The 22,534-nt window shown below is 77.8% G+C and carries 14 protein-coding genes; 7 read left to right on the top strand and 7 right to left on the bottom strand.

What is annotated here, in order from left to right; all coding sequences use genetic code 11:
* Positions 1 to 46 precede the first annotated feature (46 nt).
* On the top strand, positions 47 to 202 hold the full coding sequence (locus IEY94_RS06020; RefSeq protein WP_189169047.1) for a hypothetical protein: 156 nt from the start codon (positions 47 to 49) through the stop codon (positions 200 to 202).
* Positions 203 to 255: 53 nt separating this feature from the next.
* Positions 256 to 1,155, top strand: coding sequence for a 3-methyladenine DNA glycosylase (locus IEY94_RS06015; protein WP_189169046.1), 900 nt, complete (start codon positions 256 to 258; stop codon positions 1,153 to 1,155).
* Here IEY94_RS06015 and IEY94_RS06010 read toward each other — a convergent pair.
* Complete coding sequence (locus tag IEY94_RS06010; RefSeq protein ID WP_189169045.1) at positions 1,146 to 1,526, bottom strand: hypothetical protein; 381 nt, start codon at positions 1,524 to 1,526, stop codon at positions 1,146 to 1,148. The genes IEY94_RS06015 and IEY94_RS06010 overlap by 10 nt on opposite strands.
* Positions 1,527 to 1,768: 242 nt before the next feature.
* On the opposite strand from IEY94_RS06010, the gene IEY94_RS06005 reads away from it, so the two are divergent.
* Entirely contained in the window at positions 1,769 to 2,578 is an 810-nt protein-coding gene (locus IEY94_RS06005) for a tyrosine-protein phosphatase (RefSeq protein ID WP_189169358.1), read from the top strand.
* A gap of 59 nt (positions 2,579 to 2,637) precedes the next feature.
* Here the strand turns inward: IEY94_RS06005 and IEY94_RS06000 are convergent, their stop codons facing one another.
* Entirely contained in the window at positions 2,638 to 3,735 is a 1,098-nt protein-coding gene (locus IEY94_RS06000; RefSeq protein ID WP_189169044.1) for a branched-chain amino acid aminotransferase, read from the bottom strand.
* Between the two features lie 635 nt (positions 3,736 to 4,370).
* On the opposite strand from IEY94_RS06000, the gene IEY94_RS05995 reads away from it, so the two are divergent.
* Positions 4,371 to 5,369, top strand: a complete 999-nt coding sequence (locus IEY94_RS05995; RefSeq protein WP_189169043.1) for a glucosyl-3-phosphoglycerate synthase — start codon at positions 4,371 to 4,373, stop codon at positions 5,367 to 5,369.
* Positions 5,370 to 5,427: 58 nt separating this feature from the next.
* Here IEY94_RS05995 and ilvC read toward each other — a convergent pair whose 3' ends face one another.
* The 3 genes from ilvC to IEY94_RS05980 all read right to left on the bottom strand — a co-directional run bounded on the left by ilvC (position 5,428) and on the right by IEY94_RS05980 (position 16,351).
* A complete protein-coding gene (gene ilvC, locus IEY94_RS05990) occupies positions 5,428 to 6,423 on the bottom strand; it encodes a ketol-acid reductoisomerase (RefSeq protein WP_189169042.1) in 996 nt (331 codons plus the stop codon).
* Between the two features lie 102 nt (positions 6,424 to 6,525).
* The gene (locus IEY94_RS05985) at positions 6,526 to 15,768 is read right to left on the bottom strand and encodes a CLIPPER-2 domain-containing protein (protein WP_189169041.1); all 9,243 of its coding nucleotides are present in this window, start codon (positions 15,766 to 15,768) and stop codon (positions 6,526 to 6,528) included.
* Positions 15,769 to 15,931: 163 nt separating this feature from the next.
* The gene (locus IEY94_RS05980) at positions 15,932 to 16,351 is read right to left on the bottom strand and encodes a hypothetical protein (RefSeq protein ID WP_189169040.1); all 420 of its coding nucleotides are present in this window, start codon (positions 16,349 to 16,351) and stop codon (positions 15,932 to 15,934) included.
* A gap of 214 nt (positions 16,352 to 16,565) precedes the next feature.
* Here IEY94_RS05980 and glyA point away from each other — a divergent pair, with 214 nt between their 5' ends.
* Both glyA and IEY94_RS05970 read left to right on the top strand, forming a co-directional pair.
* A complete protein-coding gene (gene glyA, locus IEY94_RS05975) occupies positions 16,566 to 17,831 on the top strand; it encodes a serine hydroxymethyltransferase (RefSeq protein ID WP_189169039.1) in 1,266 nt (421 codons plus the stop codon).
* A gap of 124 nt (positions 17,832 to 17,955) precedes the next feature.
* Positions 17,956 to 18,414 carry a PH domain-containing protein gene (locus tag IEY94_RS05970; protein WP_373291219.1) on the top strand — a complete coding sequence of 153 codons (459 nt, stop codon included), beginning with the start codon at positions 17,956 to 17,958 and terminating at the stop codon, positions 18,412 to 18,414.
* A gap of 99 nt (positions 18,415 to 18,513) precedes the next feature.
* Here the strand turns inward: IEY94_RS05970 and IEY94_RS05965 are convergent, their stop codons facing one another.
* Positions 18,514 to 19,437, bottom strand: coding sequence for a 2-hydroxyacid dehydrogenase (locus IEY94_RS05965; protein WP_189169037.1), 924 nt, complete (start codon positions 19,435 to 19,437; stop codon positions 18,514 to 18,516).
* Between the two features lie 24 nt (positions 19,438 to 19,461).
* Positions 19,462 to 21,534 (bottom strand): AAA family ATPase, encoded by a 2,073-nt coding sequence (locus IEY94_RS05960; RefSeq protein ID WP_189169036.1) that lies wholly within the window; start codon positions 21,532 to 21,534, stop codon positions 19,462 to 19,464.
* A gap of 191 nt (positions 21,535 to 21,725) precedes the next feature.
* On the opposite strand from IEY94_RS05960, the gene IEY94_RS05955 reads away from it, so the two are divergent.
* A complete protein-coding gene (locus IEY94_RS05955) occupies positions 21,726 to 22,478 on the top strand; it encodes a hypothetical protein (protein WP_189169035.1) in 753 nt (250 codons plus the stop codon).
* The last annotated feature ends 56 nt before the right edge of the window (positions 22,479 to 22,534 follow it).

Below are 22,534 nucleotides of genomic sequence, written 5' to 3'. Positions count from 1 at the left end.
ATCGAGGCGGTAGCCACCGGGGGCGGCGGCGTGGCACCCTGCCGGGATGAATTCTGCGGTGATCACCCGTCGGGCCGCGCTCGCGGCGACGGCGGGCGCCCTGCTGGCCGGTCTGGCCGGCTGCGGGGGCGGCGACGACGACGATGACGACGACGAGGGCTCGAAGGGGCCGAAGAAGCGGAAGAAGAAGCGCAAGCACTGAGAAGCGCAGCGCCGAGGGGCGGAAGCGCTGAGGAGCGCGGGACCGGAGGGCGCGTGACGACGGTACTGACCGCCGCGCAGTGGGGGGCCCGGGCCGCGGCACACGCGGCCCGGGTGGACGGCTGGCTGGCCGCTCACCGCGCCCGCCGGGTGGCCGGGCGTCGGCACCCGGTCGAGGACTTCCTGTTCACGTACTACTCGCACCGGCCGGCGCAGCTCCGCCGCTGGCACCCCGGCGCGGGGGTGCTGCTGGCCGGCGCGGGCGCGGCGGACCTCGGACCGGGGTACGTCGACCGGGCGGGCGGGGCCGCCCTGGACACCGCCGCGGTACTGGCGCGGCGGGGGCCCGCCGTGGCGTGGATCCGGGACCTGCTCGCGGCGACCGCCGGGCGGGCGCCGCACCTGGGCTGCTTCGGGCTGCACGAGTGGGCGATGGTGTACCGGCAGGCGGCGGGCGAGGTGCGGCACGACGCGTGGCCGCTGCGGCTGGGCCCGGACGGTACGGCGGCGGTGGTGGAGGCGGCGACGATCCGGTGCAGCCACTTCGACGCGTACCGGTTCTTCACCCCGCCCGCCCGGCCGCTCAACGTGCTCGCGCCGACCCGGGCCGGGCAGCGGGAGCTGGAGCAGCCGGGGTGCCTGCACGCCAACATGGACCTGTACAAGTGGGCCTACAAGCTGTCCCCGCTGGTGTGCGCGGAGCTGGTCGCGGACTGCTTCGCGCTGGCCAGGGAGATCCGGCTGCTGGACATGCGGGCGAGCCCGTACGACCTGCGGGCGCTCGATGTCGCGCCGGTGCCGATCGAGACGGCGGCGGGGCGGGCGGCGTACGTGGCCGCGCAGCGGGGGTTCGCGGCGCGGGCGGGGGCGCTGCGGCGGCGGCTGATCGCGGCGATCGACGCGGCCACGGCCGCCGGCCCGGCGACCGGCGCTGCGGACCGCGGTCAGCCGTAGGCGGTGACCAGGGCGGCGCCGGAGACCGCCAGCGCCAGGATCAGCCCCACCGGCCAGCCGGCGAGCAGGCCGATGCCCATGCCGCCGTCCCGGCGGGCGATCAGCAGCGCGCCGCCGAGCACGCAGCCCAGCAGGACGAGCACCTGGCCGACGAGCGGGAAGCCGAAGACGAAGCCGGCCGACGCGGAGCTGTCCTCGCCGAGGAACAGGAACAGCAGCGGCAGGATCGTGAGCAGGTGGGCGACGCAGGCCAGGCCGACGCCGGCGGCGACCCGGCCGGGGTCGACCGGGCGCGGGGGCGCGGGCCGGGGCCGGTGGTGGGGTGGTCCGGGCGGCGGCACGGGCGCGCGCCCGTACGGCGGGTGGGTCACGGTGGGCTCCTCTGGCGCGGACCGCGCGGCGGCGGCGTGGGCCGCCGCAGACCCACCGTGGGCGGTGCCGGACACCGCGCGCGATCCAGGGATGATCAGCGATCGCACTCTAGCGCGCGACCGGCCCCTCGATCGCCGCTCGCCGGACATGAGGGTGATCACACCACCGGTGCGTTGTCGCCGGGTCGACGGAGCGCGATCTGCGCCACAGCGGGGCGCCCCCGGTGGACGCTACGGTGACCATCGTGGATACTCCGCCGCGCCGGCTCACCTTCAGCGCCCTGTTCAACTTCCGCGACCTGGGCGGATACCGCACCGGCGGCGGCCACACCGTCCGCTGGCGCCGGCTGTTCCGGTCGGACTCGCTGCACCGGCTCACCCTCGCCGACGCCGCGGCGTTCGACGCGCTGGGCATCCGGACGGTCATCGACCTGCGCCGGGTCACCGAGGTGGACCGGGACGGGCGGGTGCCGGGGCACGACCGGTTCGCGTACCACCACATCGAGCCGATGCACGAGCTGTGGGAGGCCACTCCCCCGCCGACCGACGGGACGGGGCACGCGCGCTGGCTCGCCGACCGGTACCTCGACCTGGCCCGCGACGGCGCGGGCGGGATCGCGGCCGCGCTGGCGGTGATCGCCGACCCGGACAGCGCCCCGGTGACCGTGCACTGTGTCGCCGGCAAGGACCGGACCGGGGTGGTCTGCGCGGTGGCGCTGGCGCTGCTGGGCGTCGCCGACGACGAGATCGCCGTGGACTACGCGCTCAGCGCCGAGGCGACCACCGACCTGCTGGCCTGGGTCGCCGAGACCGGCGCCGAGCTGCCGGACCTGCCGCCGGCGTACTTCGCCTCGCCGGCCGAGGCGATGCGGCTGTTCCTGGCCGAGCTGCGGGCGGCGTACGGGTCGGTGGAGGCGTACGCCCGGGCGGCCGGGCTGGCGCCGGCGCAGCTCGCGGCGCTGCGCGGGCACCTGCTGGACGCGACCGGCCCCGTGCCGGCCGGGCCCGCCGCGACGGACCGGGACGCGGCCGGCAACGACGGGGCGGGCTGAGCCGCCGCCCCGATCCCACCCCGCGGGAGCGGTGGCGGCCGGGGCGGCGGGTGCGAGGGTCAGAGGATGCGGCGGACCCAGCCGTACGGGTCCTCGGTGACGCCGCGCTGGATGTCCATCAGCGCCTTGCGCAGCGCCATCGTCACCCGGCCGGGCCGGCCGTCGCCGGCGACGAACTCGCCGTCCGGGGAGCGGACCGCGCCGACCGGGGTGATCACCGCGGCCGTACCGCAGGCGAACACCTCGCGCAGCCTGCCGCTGCGGGCGTCGTCGCGCCACTCGTCGATGGTGACCTGGCGCTCGCTCACCCGGTACCCGGCCCGCTCGGCGAGCGTGATGATCGACTCGCGGGTCACGCCCTCCAGGATCGTGCCGGTGAGCTGCGGGGTGACGATCGTGTCGTCGTCGTGGACGAAGAAGACGTTCATGCCGCCCAGCTCCTCGACGTACCGGTGCTCGACGGCGTCGAGGAACACGGCCTGGTCGCAGCCGTTGGCGGTGGCCTCGGCGAGCGGGTTCAGCGAGGCGGCGTAGTTGCCGCCGCACTTGGCGGCGCCGGTCCCGCCGGGCGCGGCCCGGGTGTACTCCTGCGAGATCCACAGGGTGACCGGCTTGATGCCGCCGCTGAAGTAGGCGCCGGCCGGCGAGGCGATGAGCACGTACAGGTACTCGCGGGCCGGGCGGACGCCGAGGAACGCCTCGCTGGCGAACATGAACGGCCGCAGGTACAGGCTGCCGCCCTCGGCGGTCGGCACCCAGTCCCGGTCGATCCGGACCAGCTCGGCGATCGAGTCGAGGAACGCCTGCTCGGGCAGGCGGGGCATGGCCAGCCGGTCGGCGGAGCGCTGGAACCGGCGGGCGTTGGCGTCGGGGCGGAACAGGGCCACGCCGCCGTCCGGCGTCGGGTACGCCTTGAGGCCCTCGAAGATCTCCTGCGCGTAGTGCAGGACGGCGCTGGCCGGGTCGAGCGCGATCGGCGCGCGGGCCTCGACGCGGCCGTCGTGCCAGCCCTTGCCGTCGGTGTACCGGATCGTCACCATGTGGTCGGTGAAGACGTTGCCGAAGCCGGGGTTCACCAGCAGGGCGGCCCGCTCGGCGGGCGGCGTCGGGGTCGTGCGCGGGTGCACGTCGAAGGCGAGCAGGTCACCATCGCTCATCGCGTGGACCTCCAGTTTCCGGTCATGGGCCGCCGGCGGGCGCCGGCCCGGGGGCGCAACCGCGCGCCAGTGGGACCGTACGGGGGCCGGGTCGGGAACGGCCGGGGCGCCGGCGGCGCCGGCCACCGGGGGCCTGCCGCGGGGTACCTGCCGCGCGCGGGGGAAAGTGAGGAAACTGTAACGCTTCCGGGCTGCCCGGGTCATCCCGCGCGCCGTTCAAGATCGGCGATCCTCGGCGGGCATACGCGCCGAATGGCGGCATCGCCGGCAAAAGGGGGCGACAGATTTTTTCGCACCCGATGCGGAACCGGGTCACGCAGCAGGCCGAACCCACGCCACCCGAAGGCGTAGCCGACCCCACTGCGTAACCGCATGAATACGCTAGCGACGCTGAATGGGGGACGCAACCCTCCACCGGCCAGTCGGCAAAACTCCCACGAGCGGGCGACCGCCCCGCGGTACCCCCGAACGGGCCGCGACCGGCGCCGGTCCGCCCGCGGCGGCCGCCCCCGCACCGGACGCCGGGCGCGCTGTGCGATCGTAGGCAGCGGGGCCGGCGCGTGGGCGCGGCCCCGCCGCGGCCGCCGTCTCGGGCGGCGCGCGGGACCACCGGCACGGGCGGGAGTAGCGACCGGATGCGGGGTGTCGATCCGGCCGGCGCGGCCGCGAGCTGGGCCCGGCGCCGCACCTACGCCGCCGGCCGGTGGAGCGCGGCCGGGCTGGCCGCGCGCAAGGGCGGACAGCGGGTCAGCGTGGTCCTGCCGGCCCGGGACGAGCAGGCGACGATCGGCGCGATCCTCACCACCGTCCGCCGCGAGCTGATGGACCGGCACGGCCTCGTCGACGAGCTGCTCGTGGTCGACTCCCGGTCCACCGACGCGACCGCCGAGATCGCCGCCGCCGCGGGCGCCACCGTCGTCGGGCAGGACGAGGTCACCAGCGGCCTGCCCCGGCTCGACGGCAAGGGCGACGCGCTGTGGGCCGGGCTCGCCGCCAGCCGCGGCGACCTGGTGGTGTTCCTGGACGCCGACCTGCTGCGGTTCCGCGCCGACTTCGTCACCGGGCTGCTCGGCCCGCTGCTGACCGATCCCGCGGTCGCGTACGTCAAGGGGTTCTACCACCGGCCGCTGCGCCCGGCCGGCGGCGGCGCGCCCGAGCCGGACGGCGGCGGGCGGGTCACCGAGCTGGTCGCGCGGCCGCTGCTGAACCTGTTCTGGCCGGAGCTGTCCCGGCTGGTGCAGCCGCTGTCCGGCGAGTACGCCGGGCGCCGGGAGGTGCTGTCCGGGGTGCCGTTCGCCACCGGGTACGCGGTCGAGACGGCACTGCTGATCGACCTGCTGGAGTACGCCGGGCTGGACGCGCTCGCCCAGGTCGACCTCGGCGAGCGGCACCACCGGCACCAGGACAACCGGGCGCTGGGGCGGATGTCGGCGCAGATCCTGCACGCGGTGTGGGCGCGGTTGCAGCGGCGCGGCTGGGCCGACCCGGCCGCGGAGCCGCACCCGCTGCTGACGCAGTTCGCCCGCGGGGCGGACGAGCGGGAGGTGCGGACGACGGCGGTCACGGTGGCGGAGCGGCCGCCGCTGGCGGCGACCCGGCTGCCCTGGCTGGACCACCACGCCCCGACCCGCTGACCGGCGCCGGCCACCGCCGGCGGGAGCGGCGCGGCAGCGGCGGGGCGGACGGGGCCGGTCAGGCGTCGTGGAGCCAGCTCATCGTGGCGCGCAGCGCCGCCCCCGCCGGCTCCACCGGGTGCACCGCGGCGGCCTCGTCGGCCGCCGTCAGCTTCGGCCGCCCGGCGTCCTCGTCGGCGAGCCACTCCTTGACGAATGTGCCGTCGCGCAGCTCGGCCAGCACCCGGCGCAGCTCGTCGGCGGCGGTCTCCCCCACCACCCGCGGCCCGCGGGTCGCGGCGCCGAAGCGGGCCACCTCCGAGGCGTGCCCGCGGACCCCGGCCAGGCCGCCGGCGTACAGGTCGTCGACGACCGCCTTGAGCTGGTGCACGCAGGCGAGGTAGGCGACGTCCGGGGACAGGCCGGCCGAGGTCAGCGTGGTGAACCCGGCCCGGACCAGTTCGAGCGTGCCGCCGGCGAGCGCCTGCTCGGCGAACCGGGTGGACTCGGCCTGGGCCGCGAACGTCGTCGCCCGGGCGCCCGCCCGGGTCGCGCCGATCGCCCGGGCGTACGCCAGCAGCAGGCCCCACGCGCCGCCGGACTCGTCGGCCTCGACCGCGACCAGGCACGGCTGGCCCTTGCCGTCGAGGTACTGGCGGCGCAGCAGCGCCCCGTCGCCCATCGGCGCGAGCAGCAGCACGTCGATACCGGGCGGCGGGACGATCAGCTCGTACCGGATCGGGAAGCCGTCGGTGAACAGCAGCGCCTTCCCCGGCGCCAGCGCCGGGGCGATCGCCTGCTCGTACACGAACCGCTGGAGCGCCAGCGGCGCCAGCATCACCACGACGTCCGCCTCGGCGGCCGCCTCCGCCGGGGTCGCCACCGGCAGGCCCTCGTCCTCGGCCCGGGCCCGGTTGATCGAGGTCGGCGGCAGTCCCATCCGCACGTCCACGCCCGAGTCGCGCAGGCAGAGGGCGTGCGCCGCGCCGTGGTCGCCGTAGCCGATGACCGCCACCTTGCGCTGGGTGAGCAGCGACAGGTCGGCGTCGTCGTCGAAGTACACCGGCGTCGTCATGGGTCCTCTTTCTCGGCGGGCCGCGCCCGGACGGGCGACAAGCGCACCCTAACCAACCGGATGCCGGGGCCGGCGGACACGGCCGGATTACCGACCCGGGGCTCAGCGTACGTGCCGCCCGCGCGGTCGTCCGGCCCGCACCAGGAGCAGGCCCGCGGCCATCGCGAGGAGGGCGAACAGCAGCAGCCGCAGCACCGCCCGGCCGGTGGTGGCCAGCGGTCCGCCGGACCCGCCCTCGTCGCCGTTGCCGCTGTTCGCGGACCCGTTCCCGCTGCCGTTCCCGCTGCCGTTGCCGTTGCTGTTGCCGTTGCCGTTGCCGTTGCCGTTGTCGGGGCTCGCGGTCGGGCTGGCCGTCGGCAGCGGGGTGAGGCCGCCGCCGGCGACCGGCAGCTCGACGGTGGCGTCGGGGTCGCTGGCGGGCGAGCCGACCGTCCGGCCGTCCGGGTCGCGGCCGGTGACGGTGGCGGTGTTGCGGACCGTACCGGCGGCGGCGTCGCTGACCCGGACCGTGTACAGGTCGGAGGTACAGACGACCTCGGCGCCCGGCGCCACGGTGGTCTGCGGGCAGGTGACGCCGACGCCGGTCATGCCGTCGGTGACGACCAGGTCGGTGATCGTCCGGTTACCGCCGTTGGTGATCGTGAAGGAGAACTCCAACTGGTCGCCCACGTCGGCGATGCCGTCGCCGTCGGTGTCCTGCTCCAGCCAGCCGGCCTTGGTCAGCGCCAGCGCGTCGGCCACCGCGGCGGCCGGCAGCGTCTCGATGTCCTCGCCGGAGACCACCGTGCAGGTGGCCGCGGCGGCCGGCGACGGGCTCGGGCCGGGGGCGGCGGGGCAGCCGGCCGGGGCGGTGGCCCGGGCGGTGGCGACGTTGATGATCGCGGACTCGTCCAGGTCGGCCTGGTCGACGTGGTGCCGGGCGGTGCAGGTGACCGCGGCGCCCGGCGCCAGCGTGTACGTCGGGCAGACCAGGTGGGTCACGCTCGTGCTGTTGACCAGCGCGAGCGCGGACAGCGTGACCGTGCCCGTGTTCGTGACGACGTAGGTGTACGTGACGATGTCGCCGAGCGCGCCCGCGCCGTCGTTGTTCGCGTCGGTGGTGAGCGCGCCGGTCATGGTCAGGGTCAGCGCGGCCGTCCGGGCGGTGGCCGGGGTGGTGGCGGTGGCGGCCGGGTCGGTCGGCGAGGAGCTGGTGATCCGGCCGTCCGGGTCGCGGCCGCTGGCCACGCCGGTGGCGGTGACGCCGCCGGCGTCCACGTCGGCCTGGGTGACGATGTGCGCGGTCGTGGTGCAGGTCATGTCCGCACCGGGCGCCAGCGTGGTGCCGGGGCAGGTCACGGTCAGCGGCGGGCCGGCGGGCGCGGCGAGGGTGTTGGTGACGGTGACCGCGGTCAGCGTCCGGTTGCCGGTGTTGAGCACCCGGTGGCCGAACGAGATCCGGTCGCCGGCGTCCGCCCGCCCGTCGCCGTCGGCGTCGATGCCGAGGGTGGCGACGGTGATGACGACCAGGCTGTTCGCGGCGGTCACCGTCGGTACGGTCGCGGTGGCCGGGGTGGCGGTCACGGTGGCGCCGCCGGGTGCGGTCGCGGTCGCGGTGGCGGTGCCGCTGACCGCGCCGGCGTCCACGTCGGCCTGGGTGATCAGGTACGACGAGGTGGTGCACGCCCGGCTCTGGCCCGGCGCGACCGTCGTGGCCGGGCAGGTCAGGGTGAGCGCCGGGCCGGCGGGCGCGGCGAGGGTGTACTGCGCCACCAGGCCGGTCAGCGTCCGGTTGCCGGGGTTGGTGACCGTGACGGTGAAGGTGATCCGGTCGCCGAGGTCGGCCTGGCCGTCGCCGTCGAGGTCGGTGCTGACCGCGCCGGTGGCGGCGACCGCGAGCGCGGCGACGGCGCCGGCCGCGGCGACGGTCACCCGGGCGGCCGGGTCGTTGGGGTCGGAGGCGACCGGACCGGCGCCGGGGTCGAGCGCGCCGGCGGTGGCGAGGGCCCGGACGCCGCCGGCGTCGAGGTCGGCCTGGGTGACGGTGTACGCGGCGCTGGTGCAGGTCACCGACGCGCCGGGCGCGAGCGCGCCGGGCGGGCAGGTGACGCCCGGCGCGGGCGCGGCCGGGGCGGTCAGGGCGAGCGCGGCGTCCACGGCGGACAGCGTCCGGTTGCCGGTGTTGGTGACGACGACGGTGAAGGTGATCCGGTCGCCCGCGTCGGCCTCGCCGTCGCCGTCGGCGTCGGCGGTGAGGCCGCCCCCGGCGACCACGGCGAGCGCGGGCGCGGCCGGGTCGGCCGGGACGGTGAGCCCGGCCGGGCCGCCGGCGACGGTGCCGCCGCCGGGCGCGGTGCCGGTGCCGGTGCCGCTGGCGGTGACGCCGCCGGCGTCGGCGTCGGCCCGGGTCACGGTGTACGCGGCGCTGGTGCAGGTCACCGACGCGCCGGGGGCCAGCGCGCCGGCCGGGCAGGCGACGGCGACGGGCGGCCCGGCGGGCGCGGCGAGGGCGACGGCCGCGGCGGGCGCGGTCAGGGTCCGGTTGCCGGCGTTGGTGAGCTGCACGGTGAACCGGATCCGGTCGCCGACGTCGGCCCGGCTGTCGCCGTCGGGGTCGGCGGCGAAGGTCCGGCCGATCGCGACGGTCAGCGCGGTCGCCGCCGCGGTGGCCGGCACCCGGACCCGGGCCGCCGGGTCGTTCGGCGGCGAGGTGACCGGGGCGCCGCCCGGGCCGTCGGCGGTGGCGGTGCCGACGGCGTCCACGCCGCCGGCGTCCACGTCGGCCTGGGTGACGGTGTACGGGGTGGAGGTGCAGGTCCGCGACGCGCCGGGCGCGAGGGCGCCGAGCGGGCAGGTGACGGTGACCGCCGGGCCGGCGGGCGGGTCGAGGGCGACCGCGGCGGTCGGGTCGGTCAGCGTCCGGTTGCCGGCGTTGGTGACGGTCAGGGTGAACGTGGCCGTGTCGCCCGGGTCGCCCCGGCCGTCGCCGTCGGGGTCGCTGGTCAGGGTGGCCGCGGCGGCCACGGCGAGGGCGTCGGCGGGGGCCGCGGTGGCGTACTGCAGCGGGGTCGGCGGGGCCGCGACCGGCTGGCCGTCCGGGTCGACCGCGGTGGCCGTGGCGGTGGCCTGGAGGTGGCCGGCGTCGACGTGCGCCTGGGTGATGGTGAACGCGCTGGACGTACAGGTGCGGGTCGCACCCGGCGCGAGCGGCCCGGGCGGGCAGGTGACGGTCAGGCCGGGCAGGGACAGGGCGGCGCCCGGGCCGGTGAGGGTCCGGTTGCCGCTGTTGCGGACGGTGAGGGTGAAGGTGACCCGGTCGCCGGCGTCGGCCTGGCCGTCGCCGTCGGCGTCGGTGGTCACGGCGCCGGTGACGACGACCGCCAGGCCGGACGCGGCGATCGCGGTGGGCACGGTGACGTGCGCGTCCGGGTCGCCGGGCGGGGAGCCGACCGGGGCGCCGCCGGGGGCGGTGCCGGCGGCGACGGCGGTGGCGCTGACCGAGCCGGTGTCCACGTCGGCCTCGGTGACGGTGTACGGGGCGGCGGTGCAGGTCCGGGTGTCCCCCGGCGCGAGCGGGCCGGGCGGGCAGGTGACGGCGGCGTCCGGGCCGGCGGGGGCGGCGAGCTGGACGTCGCCGGTGATCCCGGTGAGGGTCTGGTTGCCGGCGTTGGTCACCTCCAGGCTCAGGGTGAGGGCGTCGCCGACGTCGGCCTGCCCGTCGCCGTCGGCGTCGGCGGTCAGCCCGGCGGACAGGTCCACGGCGAGCGCGTTGGCCGGTACGGCGACGGTGACGACGACCCGGGCGGCGGGGTCGCCGGGCGGCGAGCCGACCGGGTCCCCGGCCGGGGTGGTGGCGGTGGCGGTACCGGTGGCCTCGACGGCGCCGGCGTCGATGTCGGCCACGGTGATGGGGTACGGCGCGGACGTGCACGTGGTCGACGCGCCGGGGGCGAGCGCCGGCACCGGGCAGGTGACGGCGACGCCGGGCCCGGCCGGCGGGGTGAGCGCGAGCTGGCCGGCGAGGTTGGCGACGGTCTGGTTGCCGTTGTTCGTCACGAGCAGGGCGAACGTCGCCCGGTCGCCGGCGTCGCCCTGCCCGTCGCCGTCGGCGTCGGTGGTCAGGGTCGCCGACGCGACGACGGCGAGGGCGGGCACGCCGAGCGCGGTGGCGATGCTGACCCGGGCGGCCGGGTCGGTCGGGTCGGAGCCGACGACGCCGCCGCCGGGCGCGGTGGCCGTGGCGGTGGCGACGGCGTGGATGCCGCCGGCGTCGACATCGGCCTGGGTGGCGGTGTACGGCGCGCTGGTGCAGGTCCGGGTCGCGCCGGGCGCGAGCGGCCCGGCCGGGCAGGTGACGAGGACCGCCGGGCCGGCGGGCGGGGTCAGGGCGAGCACCGCGGCGGGGCCGGTGAGGGTCCGGTTGCCGGTGTTGGTGAGCACGACGGTGACGGTGGCGGTGTCGCCGACGTCGGCCCGGCCGTCGCCGTCGACGTCACCGGTCAGCGCCGCGGACGCGGCGGCGGTGAGCCCGGTGAGGGCGGCGGTCGCGGTGATCGTGACCCGGGCGGCCGCGGCGGCGGGGTCGGAGCCGACCGGGTCGCCGCCGGGCGTGGTGGCGGTCGCGGTGCCGCGGGCGGTGACCCCGCCGGCGTCGGCGTCGGCCTGGGTGACGACGTACGGGGCGGACGTGCACACCCTGGTCCCGCCGGGCGGCAGCGGGCCGACCGGGCAGACCACGGCGGCGTCCGGCGCGGCGGGCGCGGTGAACACCAGGTCCACGGCGGTGCCGAGCAGGGTCCGGTTGCCGCCGTTGGTGACGGTGAACGTGAAGACCGCCACGTCGCCGGGGTCGGCCCGGCCGTCGCCGTCGGCGTCGGTGTCCAGGGCGGCCGAGGCGGCGACGGTGAGCGCGCCGGCCGGGTCGGCGACGGGCACGGTGACGGTCGCGGCGGGGTCGCCGGGCGCGGAGGTGACCGGGATGCCGAGGGGGCCGGTGGCGGTGGCCGTACCGGCGGCGACGACCGCGCCGGCGTCCAGGTCGGCCTGGGTCACGGTGTACGCCGTCGCGGTGCACACCGCGCTGCCGCCGGGCGGCAGCGTGCCGGGCGGGCAGGTGACGGTGACCGCCGGGCCGGCGGGCGCGCTGAGCGCGGCGGCGACGGCGAGGTTGCCCAGCGTCAGGTTGCCGGTGTTGGTGGCGGTGAAGCGGAAGGTGAGCCGGTCGCCGAGGTCGGCCCGGCCGTCGGCGTCGGGGTCGTGGCTGAGCGTCGCCGCGGCGACGACGGCGACGGCGCGCACGCCCAGCGCGACGGTGACGGTGACGGTGGCGTCGGGGTCGCCGCCGGGCGAGCCGACCGGGGTGCCGCTGGGCGTCTCGGCGGTGGCCGAGCCGGTCAGCGTGATCGTCCCGGCGTCGACGTCGGCCTGGGCGACGATGTACGTGCCGACGCAGACCGTGCTGCCGCCCGGCGGCAGGATGTTCAGCGGGCAGCTCAGCGGCACGCCGGGCAGGCTGGCGGCGACGTCGACCAGCGTCCGGTTGCCGTCGTTGTGCACGGTCACCGTGACGGCGAGCCGGTCGCCGGCGTCCGGGGCGCCGTCGCCGTCGGCGTCCACGTCGAGGGTGGCGGCGACGTCGACGGTGAGCGCGTCGGCGGCCGGGGCGAGAACGAACGCGACGGTGGCGGCCGGCGCGGGCGGCGAGACGACGGGCAGCCCGCCGGGCGCGGTGGCGGTGGCGCTACCGGTGGCGCTGACCGTGCCGGTGTCCACGTCGGCCTGGGTGACGACGTACGCGGTGGCGGTGCAGGTGATGGTCGCGCCCGGCGGCAGCGGGCCGGGCGGGCAGGTGACGACCACGGCCGGGCCGGCCGGCGCGGCGAGCACCGCGCCGGCGCCGGGGTTGGTCAGCGTCCGGTTGCCGGCGTTGGTGAGGTCGAAGGAGAACGTCACGGAGTCGCCGACGTCGGCCTGGCCGTCGCCGTCGGCGTCGGCGGTGAGCGCGCCGCTGGCGGTGACGGTGAGCAGGTCGGTGGCGGTCGGCGCGGGCACGGTGGCGGCGGACGGGCCGGCGGACAGCGGGAGCGCGGCCGGGCCGGTGGCGGTGGCCGTGCCGGTGCCGGTGACGCCGCCGGCGTCCACGTCGGCCTGGGTGACGGTGTACGGCGCGGAGGTGCACGCGGTCGACGCCCCGGCGGCGAGCGCGTTCTGCGGGCAGCTCACCGCGACGCCGGGGCCGGCCGGCGCGGTCAGCGCGACGGCGGCGGCGACGTTGCCGACCGGGGTGTTGCCGGAGTTGGTGACGTCCACGGTGAACACGATCCGGTCGCCCGCCCCGGCCCGGCCGTCGGCGTTGGCGTCCAGGCTGAGCGCGGCGCTGGTGGCGGCGGAGATGCCGGGGGCGGGCAGCGGCGGCGGGGCGAGGCAGGCGGCGTTGTCCAGCAGCGACTCGATCTCCTGCCCGCCGGGCAGGGTGGCCGCGTTGTGCAGGCCGGTGCCCACGCCGGTGCAGGCGGCGGTCGGCGAGCCGCCGGTGTACCGGAAGGTCAGCGTCACGGTGTACGTGTGGGTGTCGCCGGCGGCGATGCTCTGCCCGCCGGGTGCGAGCTGGAACGGCCCGCCGCCGGCCGCGCTGCCGGACAGGTGCCCGGACCAGGCCACCCCGGTCGGGGTGAGATTCGGGTCGATGCCGAGGGTGTCGGTCAGCGGCCCGTACGAGCCGGTGGCCGAGCCGACGTTGCGGACGGTGACGTCGTAGCTGGCGGTGTAGTCGCCGGCGCTGTCCGGCCCGACGAGCGTGCCGGCGGACTTGCTGACGTTCAGCGCGGGCAGCGGCGGCGGCGGGGCGGGCGGGGCCGCGCAGGCGGAGTTGTCGCTGCGGTTCTCCGGCTGGCTGCGCGGCAGGCCCGCGCGGTTGTACAGGCCGGAGCCGGGGTTGCCGGTGCAGGCGGTGGCCTGGACGACGTTGGTGTACCGGAAGCTGACCTCGACGGTGTACGTGTGGGTGGCCCCGGCGGCGATGGCCGTGCCGGCGGGCGCCAGGGTGAACGGGCCGTCGCCGGCCCCGACGCCGCTGGCCCGGCCGGACCAGGTGGCGCCGGTGACGGCGAGGTTCGGGGCGAAGACCGGCGTGTCGGTCAGCGGCCCGTACGTCGTCGCGGCGTCGTTGTTGCGGACGGTAACGGTGTACGTGGCGGTGAACTCGCCGGTGCCGTCCGGGCCCTGCACCGCGCCGGCGGTCTTGGTGACGGCGAACGGCACGCAGCCCAGCGCGTCGTGGGCGCTGGCCGCGCCGGTGAACGGGCCGACGAAGCCGTTGAGCAGCCCGGCCAGCTCGATGGTGCTGGTGTGCAGGGTGAGCGGGCCGTCGTCGGCGTCGGGGAGTTCGTTCAGCCGCCACAGGTTGCCCAGCGCGTCGGTGAGGTGGATCCGGCCGCTGACCATCGCGGTGCCGCTGATCAGCAGCGGGCCGACGACCCCGCCGAGGTCGGTGCCGTTGGTCAGGCTGCCGTCGTTGGCGATGTCGTACCGGATGACCCGGTTGGTGGCGGTGAAGCCGAGCAGCGCGCCGTCGGGCAGCATCACGAAGTCGCCGGACCAGCCGCCCAGCTCCAGGGTGTCGCCGATCTTGGTGGCGGCGCCGGTGAGCAGGTTCACCGAGTACGCGTTGCCCGACGTGCCGCCCATCAGCAGCCGGTTGCCGGGGCCGTACGACAGCGACTGGATCGTGTCCAGCGGCGGCAGCCCGGTGGTGGTGACCGTGCCGAGGTGGGCGCCGGTGATCGTGCTGTACACCTTGACCTGGCCGGAGACCACGGTCGTGTACAGCCGGTTGCCGTCCGGCGATACCGCGACGTCGGTGACCAGCGGGTCGACGGTCAGCTCCCGGCCGGTGCGGCTGCCGTCGGGGTTCAGCTCGTACGCCGTGTTCAGGCTGAGCAGGTTGACCGCCGTGACCCAGATCGTCTTCGGCGCGGCCGAGCACGGTACGGCCGCCTTCGCCGGCGGCGCGGTACAGGCGGCGTTGTCCCCGGCGGCGCCGGCCTCCTGGCCGTCGGGCAGCGCGGCGACGGCGTACAGGCCGGTGTTCGGGCCGCCGCAGGCGCTGGCGACCGGGCCCTCGAAGGCGTACTCGACCGCCACCTGGTAGGTGTGTGTGGCGCCGACGGCCAGCGTCGCCGGCCCGTTGGCCAGCGTGTACGGCCCGCTGCCCGAGCCCGAGCCGGTGGCCTGCCCGGTCCACGACGCCGACTTCGGGTCCAGGTTGTAGTCGAACCGCGGCCGGTGGGTCAGCGGCCCGTACGCGCCCGCGATGGTGCCGTTGTTGGTGACGGTGACCGTGTAGTTCACGGTGTACCGGCCGTCGCCGGCCGGGCCGGTCACGCTGCCCGCGGTCTGCGCGACGTTGAAGCCCCACCGGCAGCCCAGCGAGTCCTGGGCGGCCGCCAGGCCGGTGACGTTGCGCAGGTTGGTGCCGGCGATCGTGCTGTCGTCGGCGACGAACGTGGTGTTGTACGAGGTCAGCACCGAGTTGCCGGCGGCCGGCAGGCTGTCCAGCTTGTAGATGGCGCCGGCCTCGGTGGCCACGTGCACCGCGCCGCCGACGAACGACGCCCCGCCGAGTGTGCCGACCGCGCCGACGATGCCGCCGATGTCGTCGCCCGCGCTGAGCATCCCGCCGCCGCCGACGGTGTACCGCACCACCCGGCCGACGTTCGAGATCGCCAGCAGCGAGTCGTCCGGCATGGTCAGGATGTCGGCCCAGCCGACCAGCGCGGCCGGGTTGGTGCCGATCTGGGTGGCGGCGCCGGTCGCGGCGTTCACCCGCAGGATCGCGCCGGCGGACGTGCCCAGGTACAGGTCGCCGGTCGCCGCCCGGCTCAGCGCCGTCGCGGTCACCAGCAGGCCCAGCGCCGGGGACAGCGTGACCACCGACCCCGCCGCCCCGGTGGCCGGGTTGATCGTGCGCAGGTTGCCGCTGGCCGACATCGCGTGGAGCTGGCCGGTCGGGCCGGCGGCCAGGTCCGCGTTGAACGGCTGCTGCACCAGGCCGACGAGCTGGGTGGGGACGGTCCAGGAGCGACCGGTGGGGGCACCGGCCAGTGACACCTCGATGTACCGGCTGTTGGCGTTGGCCAGGGGGTCGGTGCTGGCCACCCACATGTTCGTGCCGGCGGTGGCGCACTCGCCGGCCGTACCGGCGGCGAACGCCGGGACCGGCGCCGAGGTGCGGACGGTGTCGGTGGTGACCAGGATGACCGCGGCGAGGGTCAGCAGCGTGACGCCCAGGGCCAGCCGACCGCCGGTCGGCCGCCAGTCGCGGCGGCGCCGGCCGGGGCCGGTCGCCCGTCGTGTCTCAGTGCCCACTTTGACCTCGGCATTCGCCGACCGGCGGCACCGGCGGGGGCCGGGACGTCCGGAGGTTCGCGGACACGCTCTACCCCGGCACGCGGGCGGGACACTGCCCGAGAAGGCAGAAGCCTCTTCCCTTTCCCCGCGAAAAGCATCTGACCTTTAGGATGCGGGCCGGTCAGCCGGCGGCGCGGACCGTCCGGGTCACGCACTGGAGCCCCTCGCCTCGGTGGGTGGCGAAGTGGCGGGCGACGACGCCGCGCTCGCCGCCGCCGGGGACGGTCACCCGGACGTCCCTGGCGCCCAGCACCGTGTAGCCGCGGGAGCGGACGACGGAGGCGGTCACGGTGTACCGGTGCTCCTCCCGGTCGCCGTTGGCGATCCGGCCGCGCAGGCTCCACCGGCCGGCGCCGTCGGCGGCGCAGCGGACGTCCTCCAGCGCCGCGGCGGCGCCGACGACGTCGCCGCCGCGCACGCTGCCGTCGGTCACCCGGCCGCCGTCGGCGGCGGGTCGGGCGGGAGCGTCCCCGCCGGTACAGCCGGCGGCGGCGAGCACGGCCAGGGCCGCGGCGGCGCACAGGAGTGGGCGAGCGGACACGGGTGCCTCCCTCGGGCGACCGGCATGTACCACTGGGGGGTGTCCCCGGTACGGGCGTTTCAAACGCGGCGGCGAGTCGGATATGCCCGCCGGCGGGCCCGGCGGGCGCGGCGGCGTGACGCAGAGCACCCGCCTGCTCCCCGGCGGTGCCCGTCGTAACCGCTACGATCGGGCGACTCGATCCGAGCGCCCCCTGTACAGGAGGTTTGTCGCTATGCACGTCCCCCCGATCCCCGGCCTGACCGACGCCGATCCGCAACTGGCGGAGCTGATCCACGCCGAGGCGAAGCGGCAGCACGACAGCCTGCGCATGATCGCGTCCGAGAACTACGTCTCCCGCGCGGTGCTGGAAGCCACCGGCACGGTGCTGACGAACAAGTACTCCGAGGGCTACGCCGGTCGCCGCTACTACGAGGGCCAGCAGGTCATCGACCAGGTCGAGACCCTCGCCGTCAACCGGGCCAAGGCGCTGTTCGGGGCCGACCACGCCAACGTCCAGCCCTACTCCGGCTCGCCGGCCAACCTCGCCGTGTACCTGGCGTTCCTGGCGCCGGGTGACACCGTGATGGGCATGGCGCTGCCGATGGGCGGGCACCTCACCCACGGCTGGTCGGTCTCCGCCACCGGCAAGTGGTTCCGGTCGGTGCAGTACAGCGTCTCCCGGGAGACCGGGCGGATCGACTTCGACGAGGTCCGCGACCTCGCCCGCCGGGAGCAGCCGAAGGTCATCTTCTGCGGCGGCACCGCCATCCCCCGCACCATCGACTTCCCGGCGTTCGCGGAGATCGCGAAGGAGGTCGGGGCGGTCCTGGTCGCCGACATCGCCCACATCGCCGGCCTCGTCGCCGGCGGCGCGCACCCGACCCCGGTCGGGTACGCCGACGTGGTGACCACGACGACGCACAAGACCCTGCGCGGGCCGCGCGGCGCGCTGATCCTGACCACCGCCGACACCGCGACCCCGATCGACAAGGCCGTGTTCCCCGGGTTGCAGGGCGGGCCGCACAACCACACCACCGCCGGCATCGCCGTCGCGCTGCACGAGGCCGCGCAGCCGGCGTTCCGGGACTACGCCGCCGGTGTCGTCGCCAACGCCGGGGCCCTCGCCGCGGAGCTGACCGGGCGGGGCTTCGACCTGGTCTCCGGCGGGACGGACAACCACCTCATCCTGGTCGACCTGACCACCAAGAACATCGGCGGGAAGCCGGCCGCGCAGGCGCTGGACCGGGCCGGGATCGAGTTGAACTACAACACCGTCCCGTACGACACCCGCAAGCCGTTCGACCCGTCCGGGATCCGGCTCGGAACCGCGGCGCTGACCACCCGGGGCCTCACCCCGGAGCACATGCCCGCCGTCGCCGGCTGGATGGACGACGCCATCACCGCCGCGCTCAAGGACGACGAGGCGACGCTGACCCGGATCGCCGGGGAGGTGCGGGACCTGCTCGCCGGGCACCCGATGCCGGGTTACACCGACTGATCCCGTCGGGCACCGCGTGCCCGCGGTACCGATGCGCCGGGCCGGCGCCACCCGGGGACGGGGGCGCCGGCCCGCGGCGCACCCGGCCCCGGGTGGCGCGGGCGGCGGTGGGACAATGGCCGGCGTGAACGCCACGCCCGCCGACCCCGCCGCGACCCCCGCCGGGCCCGCCGACGACCCGGCCGGAGCCGACGACACCGCCGCCGGTCCGCCGGCCGGCGGTGCGCGCCCGGCCCGGTTCCGGCGCAACGGCACGGTCTTCGCCGCCGCGCTGATCGCGGTCGTCGCGGTGGTCCCGCTGGCCACGGCGTCGCGCTGGCTGTTCCCGCTGCTGCTCGTGCCGCTCGCCGTCGCCGGCTGGGCCTGGCGCTCCGGTACGGCCGCCGACGAGCGCGGGCTGACCGTGACCGCGCTGCTCGGCCGGCGCCGGATCGGCTGGGACGCGGTCGCCGCGGTCGGGCCGGACGGGTCCGGCGGCGCGGCGGCCCGGCTCGACTCGGGCACGCTGGTACCGCTGCCGGCGGTCCGCGAGGCGGACCTGCCGCGCCTGCTCGCCGCCACCACCCGCTTCACCCCGGCCTGACCACACCGGGCCCCGGCAGCCCGAAGACCGCGGCCGCGGCGCCGGCGGCGCCGATCGCGCGCCGGGTGGCCGGGGGCCGTCGGGTCAGGGGTCGGCGGGTCAGTAGTCGTCGTGGACGACGTTCGCCAGGGCCTCGCCGGCCGCGTGCCGGCGCAGCTGCTCCCCCGCCAGCGCGTACGCCCGCGCCGGCATCCCCCGCACCGCCCCGGCCACGTGCGGGGTGAGCAGGACGTTCGGCATCGCCCACAGCGGGTGGTCGGCCGGCAGCGGCTCGGGGTCGGTGACGTCCAGCGCCGCCCGCAGCCGGCCCGTCGCCAGCTCCTTGGTCAGCGCCGCGGTGTCCACCACCGGGCCGCGGGCGGCGTTGACCAGCAGCGCGCCGTCCGGCATGGCGGCCAGGAAGCCGGCGTCGACCAGGCCGCGGGTGGCCGCGGTCAGCGGCACGATGAGGATCACCACGTCGTGCCGGGGCAGCAGGTCGGGCAGCTCGCCGACGCCGTGCACGCCCGGCCGGGCGGTGCGGGCCGCGTACGTGACGGGCACCCCGAACGGCGCCAGCCGCGCCCCGATGCCGGTCCCGATCGCGCCCGCGCCGACCACCAGCACCCGCTTGCCGGTCAGCTCGTCGGTCGGCGCGTACGCCCGGTACGACCAGTCGGCCCGCGCCTGCGCCCGGGCGAAGTCGTCGAACCGGCGCAGCTTGGCCAGCGTCGCCGCCACCGCCCAGTCCGCGGTCGCCGCGTCGTGGATGCCCCGCCCGTCGCACAGCGTCACGCCGGCCGGGACCCGGCCGAGCCAGGCGTCGGCGCCGGCGGTGAGCAACTGGATCACCCGCAGGTCCGGCAGGGACGCGGCGAACGCCGTCCAGGCCGGCGAGGAGACGAGGTACGGCGGCGTCCAGAACGTCACCCCGGCCGGGTCCGACGGCGGGTCGGCCGGGTCGGTGACCACCTCCACCGCGACGCCGGCGGGGACCCCGCCGATGAGGTCGATGCCGTCCGGGTGCGCGAGCCATGCCTTCACGGCGCCCAACCTACCGCCGGCCGGTCACCCGCCGTCCCGGGCCAGGGTCTCCCGCCGCCACAGCAGCGCGACCAGCCGGGCGGTGCCGGCGGCGAGGTGCCGGCGGTACGTGCTCATCGGCAGGTCGAGCAGCTCGGCGGCGGCCCGCTGGGTGCCGGCGGGCTGGAGGTACGTGTGGTGCAGCGCCCGGTACCCGGACCGGTCCCGGGCGGAGTCGGCGAGCTGGCGCGCCCCGTCCCGGAGGAGCCCGGCGACCGCGCGGGCGGGGTCGGCGCCGCCGCGGACGGCGGCCGCCGCGGCCAGCGGCGAGTCGGCCAGCCGGTCCGGCCGCTCCAGGTCGCGCAGCGCCGCCCGGACCGCGGCGGCGAACGCCGGCTCGTCCAATCCGGCCGGCGCCGCCCCGGCCGGCGGGCCGCCGGCGTCCGGGTCCTCGCGGTCGGCGAGCACGGCCAGCCAGGCCAGCGGCGGGGTGGCCCGCCAGTCGTGCCCGTACACGCCGTACCGGCGGCCGCCGACGGCGAAGTCCGCGCCGGGCAGCCGGGCCAGGTCCGCGTGCGCGCACGCCCCCGCCCACGCGTCCGGGTCGGCGCAGGGCAGGAAGTGGAAGGCGAGCCCGCGCACGGTCAGGCAGTGCCGGACCACCTCCAGCGAGATCAGCGCCGGCACCGGACCCGGCTCCTGGTACCCGTCGGCGGCCAGCCAGTGCCGGACCAGCGTGACCCGCTCGCCCGGCCGCGGCGGCGCCGACCCGGCGAGGTGCTGCCAGGCGGCGACGGCGGCCGGGTCCGGGGCGCGCTGGGCGGCGGTGGTCCGGTCGAGGGCCAGCAGCACGTACAGCCCGGCCGGCGGACCGGCGCCGCCGCGGACCACGTGCACGGCGTCGGGCTGGATCCCGGCCCAGTGGGCGAACAGCGCGGCCGACTCCGGCCCCTCGTGCGCGGCGACCAGCGCCCGCAGCGCGGGCAGGTCGGCCGGCACGGCCGGGGCGACCGCCGGCCCGCCCGGCCCGTCCGCGCCCGGCTCGGCGCCGAGCCGGGCGAGCAGCGCCGCCGCGCCGGGGGCGTGCCGGTGCAGGAACGCGTAGTCGGCCAGCACCGCCCGCTGCGCCGCGGGGTCGGCCGCGGCGGCGAACCGGTCCCGGTACCAGGCCCGGGCGCGCTGCCGGATCGCCGCGTGCCGGCGCGGGTGCCGCCAGCGCAGCTCGCTCGCCAGCGCCTCGCGGACCAGGTCGTGCGGTTCGAGGCCGCGCGGGCCGGCGTCGATGATCGACAGCTCGCGCAGCCGGGCGAACTCGGCCCGCGCGTCCGGCACGTCGAGCAGCGCCGCCAGCAGCGGCTCGGTGGTCGCCCGGACCTGCGCCACCGCCTCCAGCGCGGCCCGGTGCCCGCCGTCCGGTACGGCGTCGACCAGCTCCCGCAGCAGCGCCGCCACGACCTGCCGGGTGGCGTCGGCGGGCGGCGGGCCGCCGGCCGCGGCGCACACGTCCCCGTACAGCGCCAGCGCCAGCGGGTGCCCGTGGCTCAGCGCCAGCGCGGCCGGATGCGCGGCCGCCGGCACCCCGCGCCGGCGCAGCAGCGCCACCGCGTCGGCGGCGTCCAGGTTGCCGACGGCCAGCGGCCGCAGCAGCTCCCGCCAGCCGGGGTCGGCGCCGAGCCGGGCGGGCACCGGGTCCCGCCCGGCGAGCACCGCCGCCGCCCCGCCGGGCAGCCGCGGCAGCAGCTCGTCCCACAGCCAGCGCTGCCCGCCGCCGACCCGCTCCACGGCGTCGACCAGCCAGACGGCGTCGGTACCGGCGTCGGCGAGCGCGGCCAGCGGGTCGGCCGGGCGGCCGGGCAGCGCGGCGCGCAGGGCGTCGACCGGGGCGGCGTCGAGGTCCCGGCCGTCCAGCCAGCAGACCGGGCGGTGCGCGTCCCGGGCCAGGTCGGCGTACCGGCGCAGCAGGGTGGTCTTGCCGACGCCGCCGGGTCCGCGCAGGTACAGGATGCGGTGGGTGCCGGCGCCGGCGAGGAGGTCGGCGAGGGCGGCCAGCTCGGCGGTACGGCCGACGAACCCGCGGCGGCGCGCCCCGGCGAGCCGATCAGCCAGCAGCACCGCCATTCCCCGAGTCTCCCACCGCGGCGGCCCGGTCACCCGGGGGTTCGGCGGGTTGCCGCCGCCGTCCCGAGCCGGCCCGGCGGCGGCGAGAATGGTCCGGAATGGATTCCGGGGGGTCGATGTCGGTGCGGCGTGTGGCGTGGGCCGGGTTGCCGGCCGCTGTCCGGCGGGGTGTCGCGGCGCGCATCGGGCCGGTGGGCGATGCCCGCGACCTGCCGTACGGCAGCGCCTCGGCCTGTGTGGCCGTGCTCACCACCGGCGGGCGCCGGGTGTTCGCCAAGGCCGTCCCCGCGGCCGCGCCGGCCGCCGCGCTGCTGCGCAACGAGGCCCGGGTGACCGCCGCCCTGCCCGCCGGCATCGCCCCGGCCCCGCTCGGCCGGGTCGAGGCCGGCGGCTGGCTGGTGCTGCTGGCGGCGTACCGGGACGGCCGGCACCCGGTGGTCGCGCCGGGGTCGCCGGACCTGGCGCCGCTGGCCGCGACGCTCGCCGCGAACGCCCGCCGGCTGACCGGCTGCGCCGTCCCGGTGCTGCCGCTGGCCCGCCGGTGGGCGGGGTACGTGGACCCGGAGCTGCTCGCCGGCGACACCGTGCTGCACACCGATGTCACGCCGCGTAACTTCCTCACCGGTGGCCCCGGCGGTCGCCTGCTGGTCGTGGACTGGGCCGCGCCGGCCCGCGGCCCGGTGTGGGTGGGCGCCGCCCTGCTGCTGTGCCGGCTCGTCCGCGCGGGGCACGGGCCGGCGGCGGCGGTCGCGTGGGCGGGGGCGCTGCCGCTGTGGCGGGCGGTCGAGCCGGCCGCCGCCGGCGCCGTCCTCGGCGGGGTCGGGCGGCTGTGGGCGCGGCGGCAGCGGGCGGCGCCGGCGGCGCCCCGGGCCGAGCTGATCGGGGCCGCCCGGGCGCTGTCGCGGTACCTCGCGGGGGTCGGCCGCGCGGGCCGCGGCGGGTGATCCGCCCGATTCCCGGTGCGGGGTCCGTTCCGGCCCGGACCTCGGCCGATCGATGG

Source organism: Pilimelia anulata (assembly GCF_014647895.1).
Taxonomy (GTDB): domain Bacteria; phylum Actinomycetota; class Actinomycetes; order Mycobacteriales; family Micromonosporaceae; genus Pilimelia; species Pilimelia anulata.
Note: the sequence above shows the minus strand (reverse complement) of the source record. Positions and strands in the feature narration are given on the sequence as shown.

Bases quoted from the DNA above. Each gene is read 5' to 3' on its own strand.
- IEY94_RS06020 (WP_189169047.1), top strand. From the start codon at position 47: ATGAATTCTGCGGTGATCACCCGTCGGGCCGCGCTCGCGGCGACGGCG.
- IEY94_RS06000 (WP_189169044.1), bottom strand. From the start codon at position 3,735: ATGAGCGATGGTGACCTGCTCGCCTTCGACGTGCACCCGCGCACGACC.
- IEY94_RS05960 (WP_189169036.1), bottom strand. From the start codon at position 21,534: ATGGCGGTGCTGCTGGCTGATCGGCTCGCCGGGGCGCGCCGCCGCGGG.
- ilvC (WP_189169042.1), bottom strand. From the start codon at position 6,423: ATGACGACGCCGGTGTACTTCGACGACGACGCCGACCTGTCGCTGCTC.
- glyA (WP_189169039.1), top strand. From the start codon at position 16,566: ATGCACGTCCCCCCGATCCCCGGCCTGACCGACGCCGATCCGCAACTG.
- IEY94_RS05995 (WP_189169043.1), top strand. From the start codon at position 4,371: ATGCGGGGTGTCGATCCGGCCGGCGCGGCCGCGAGCTGGGCCCGGCGC.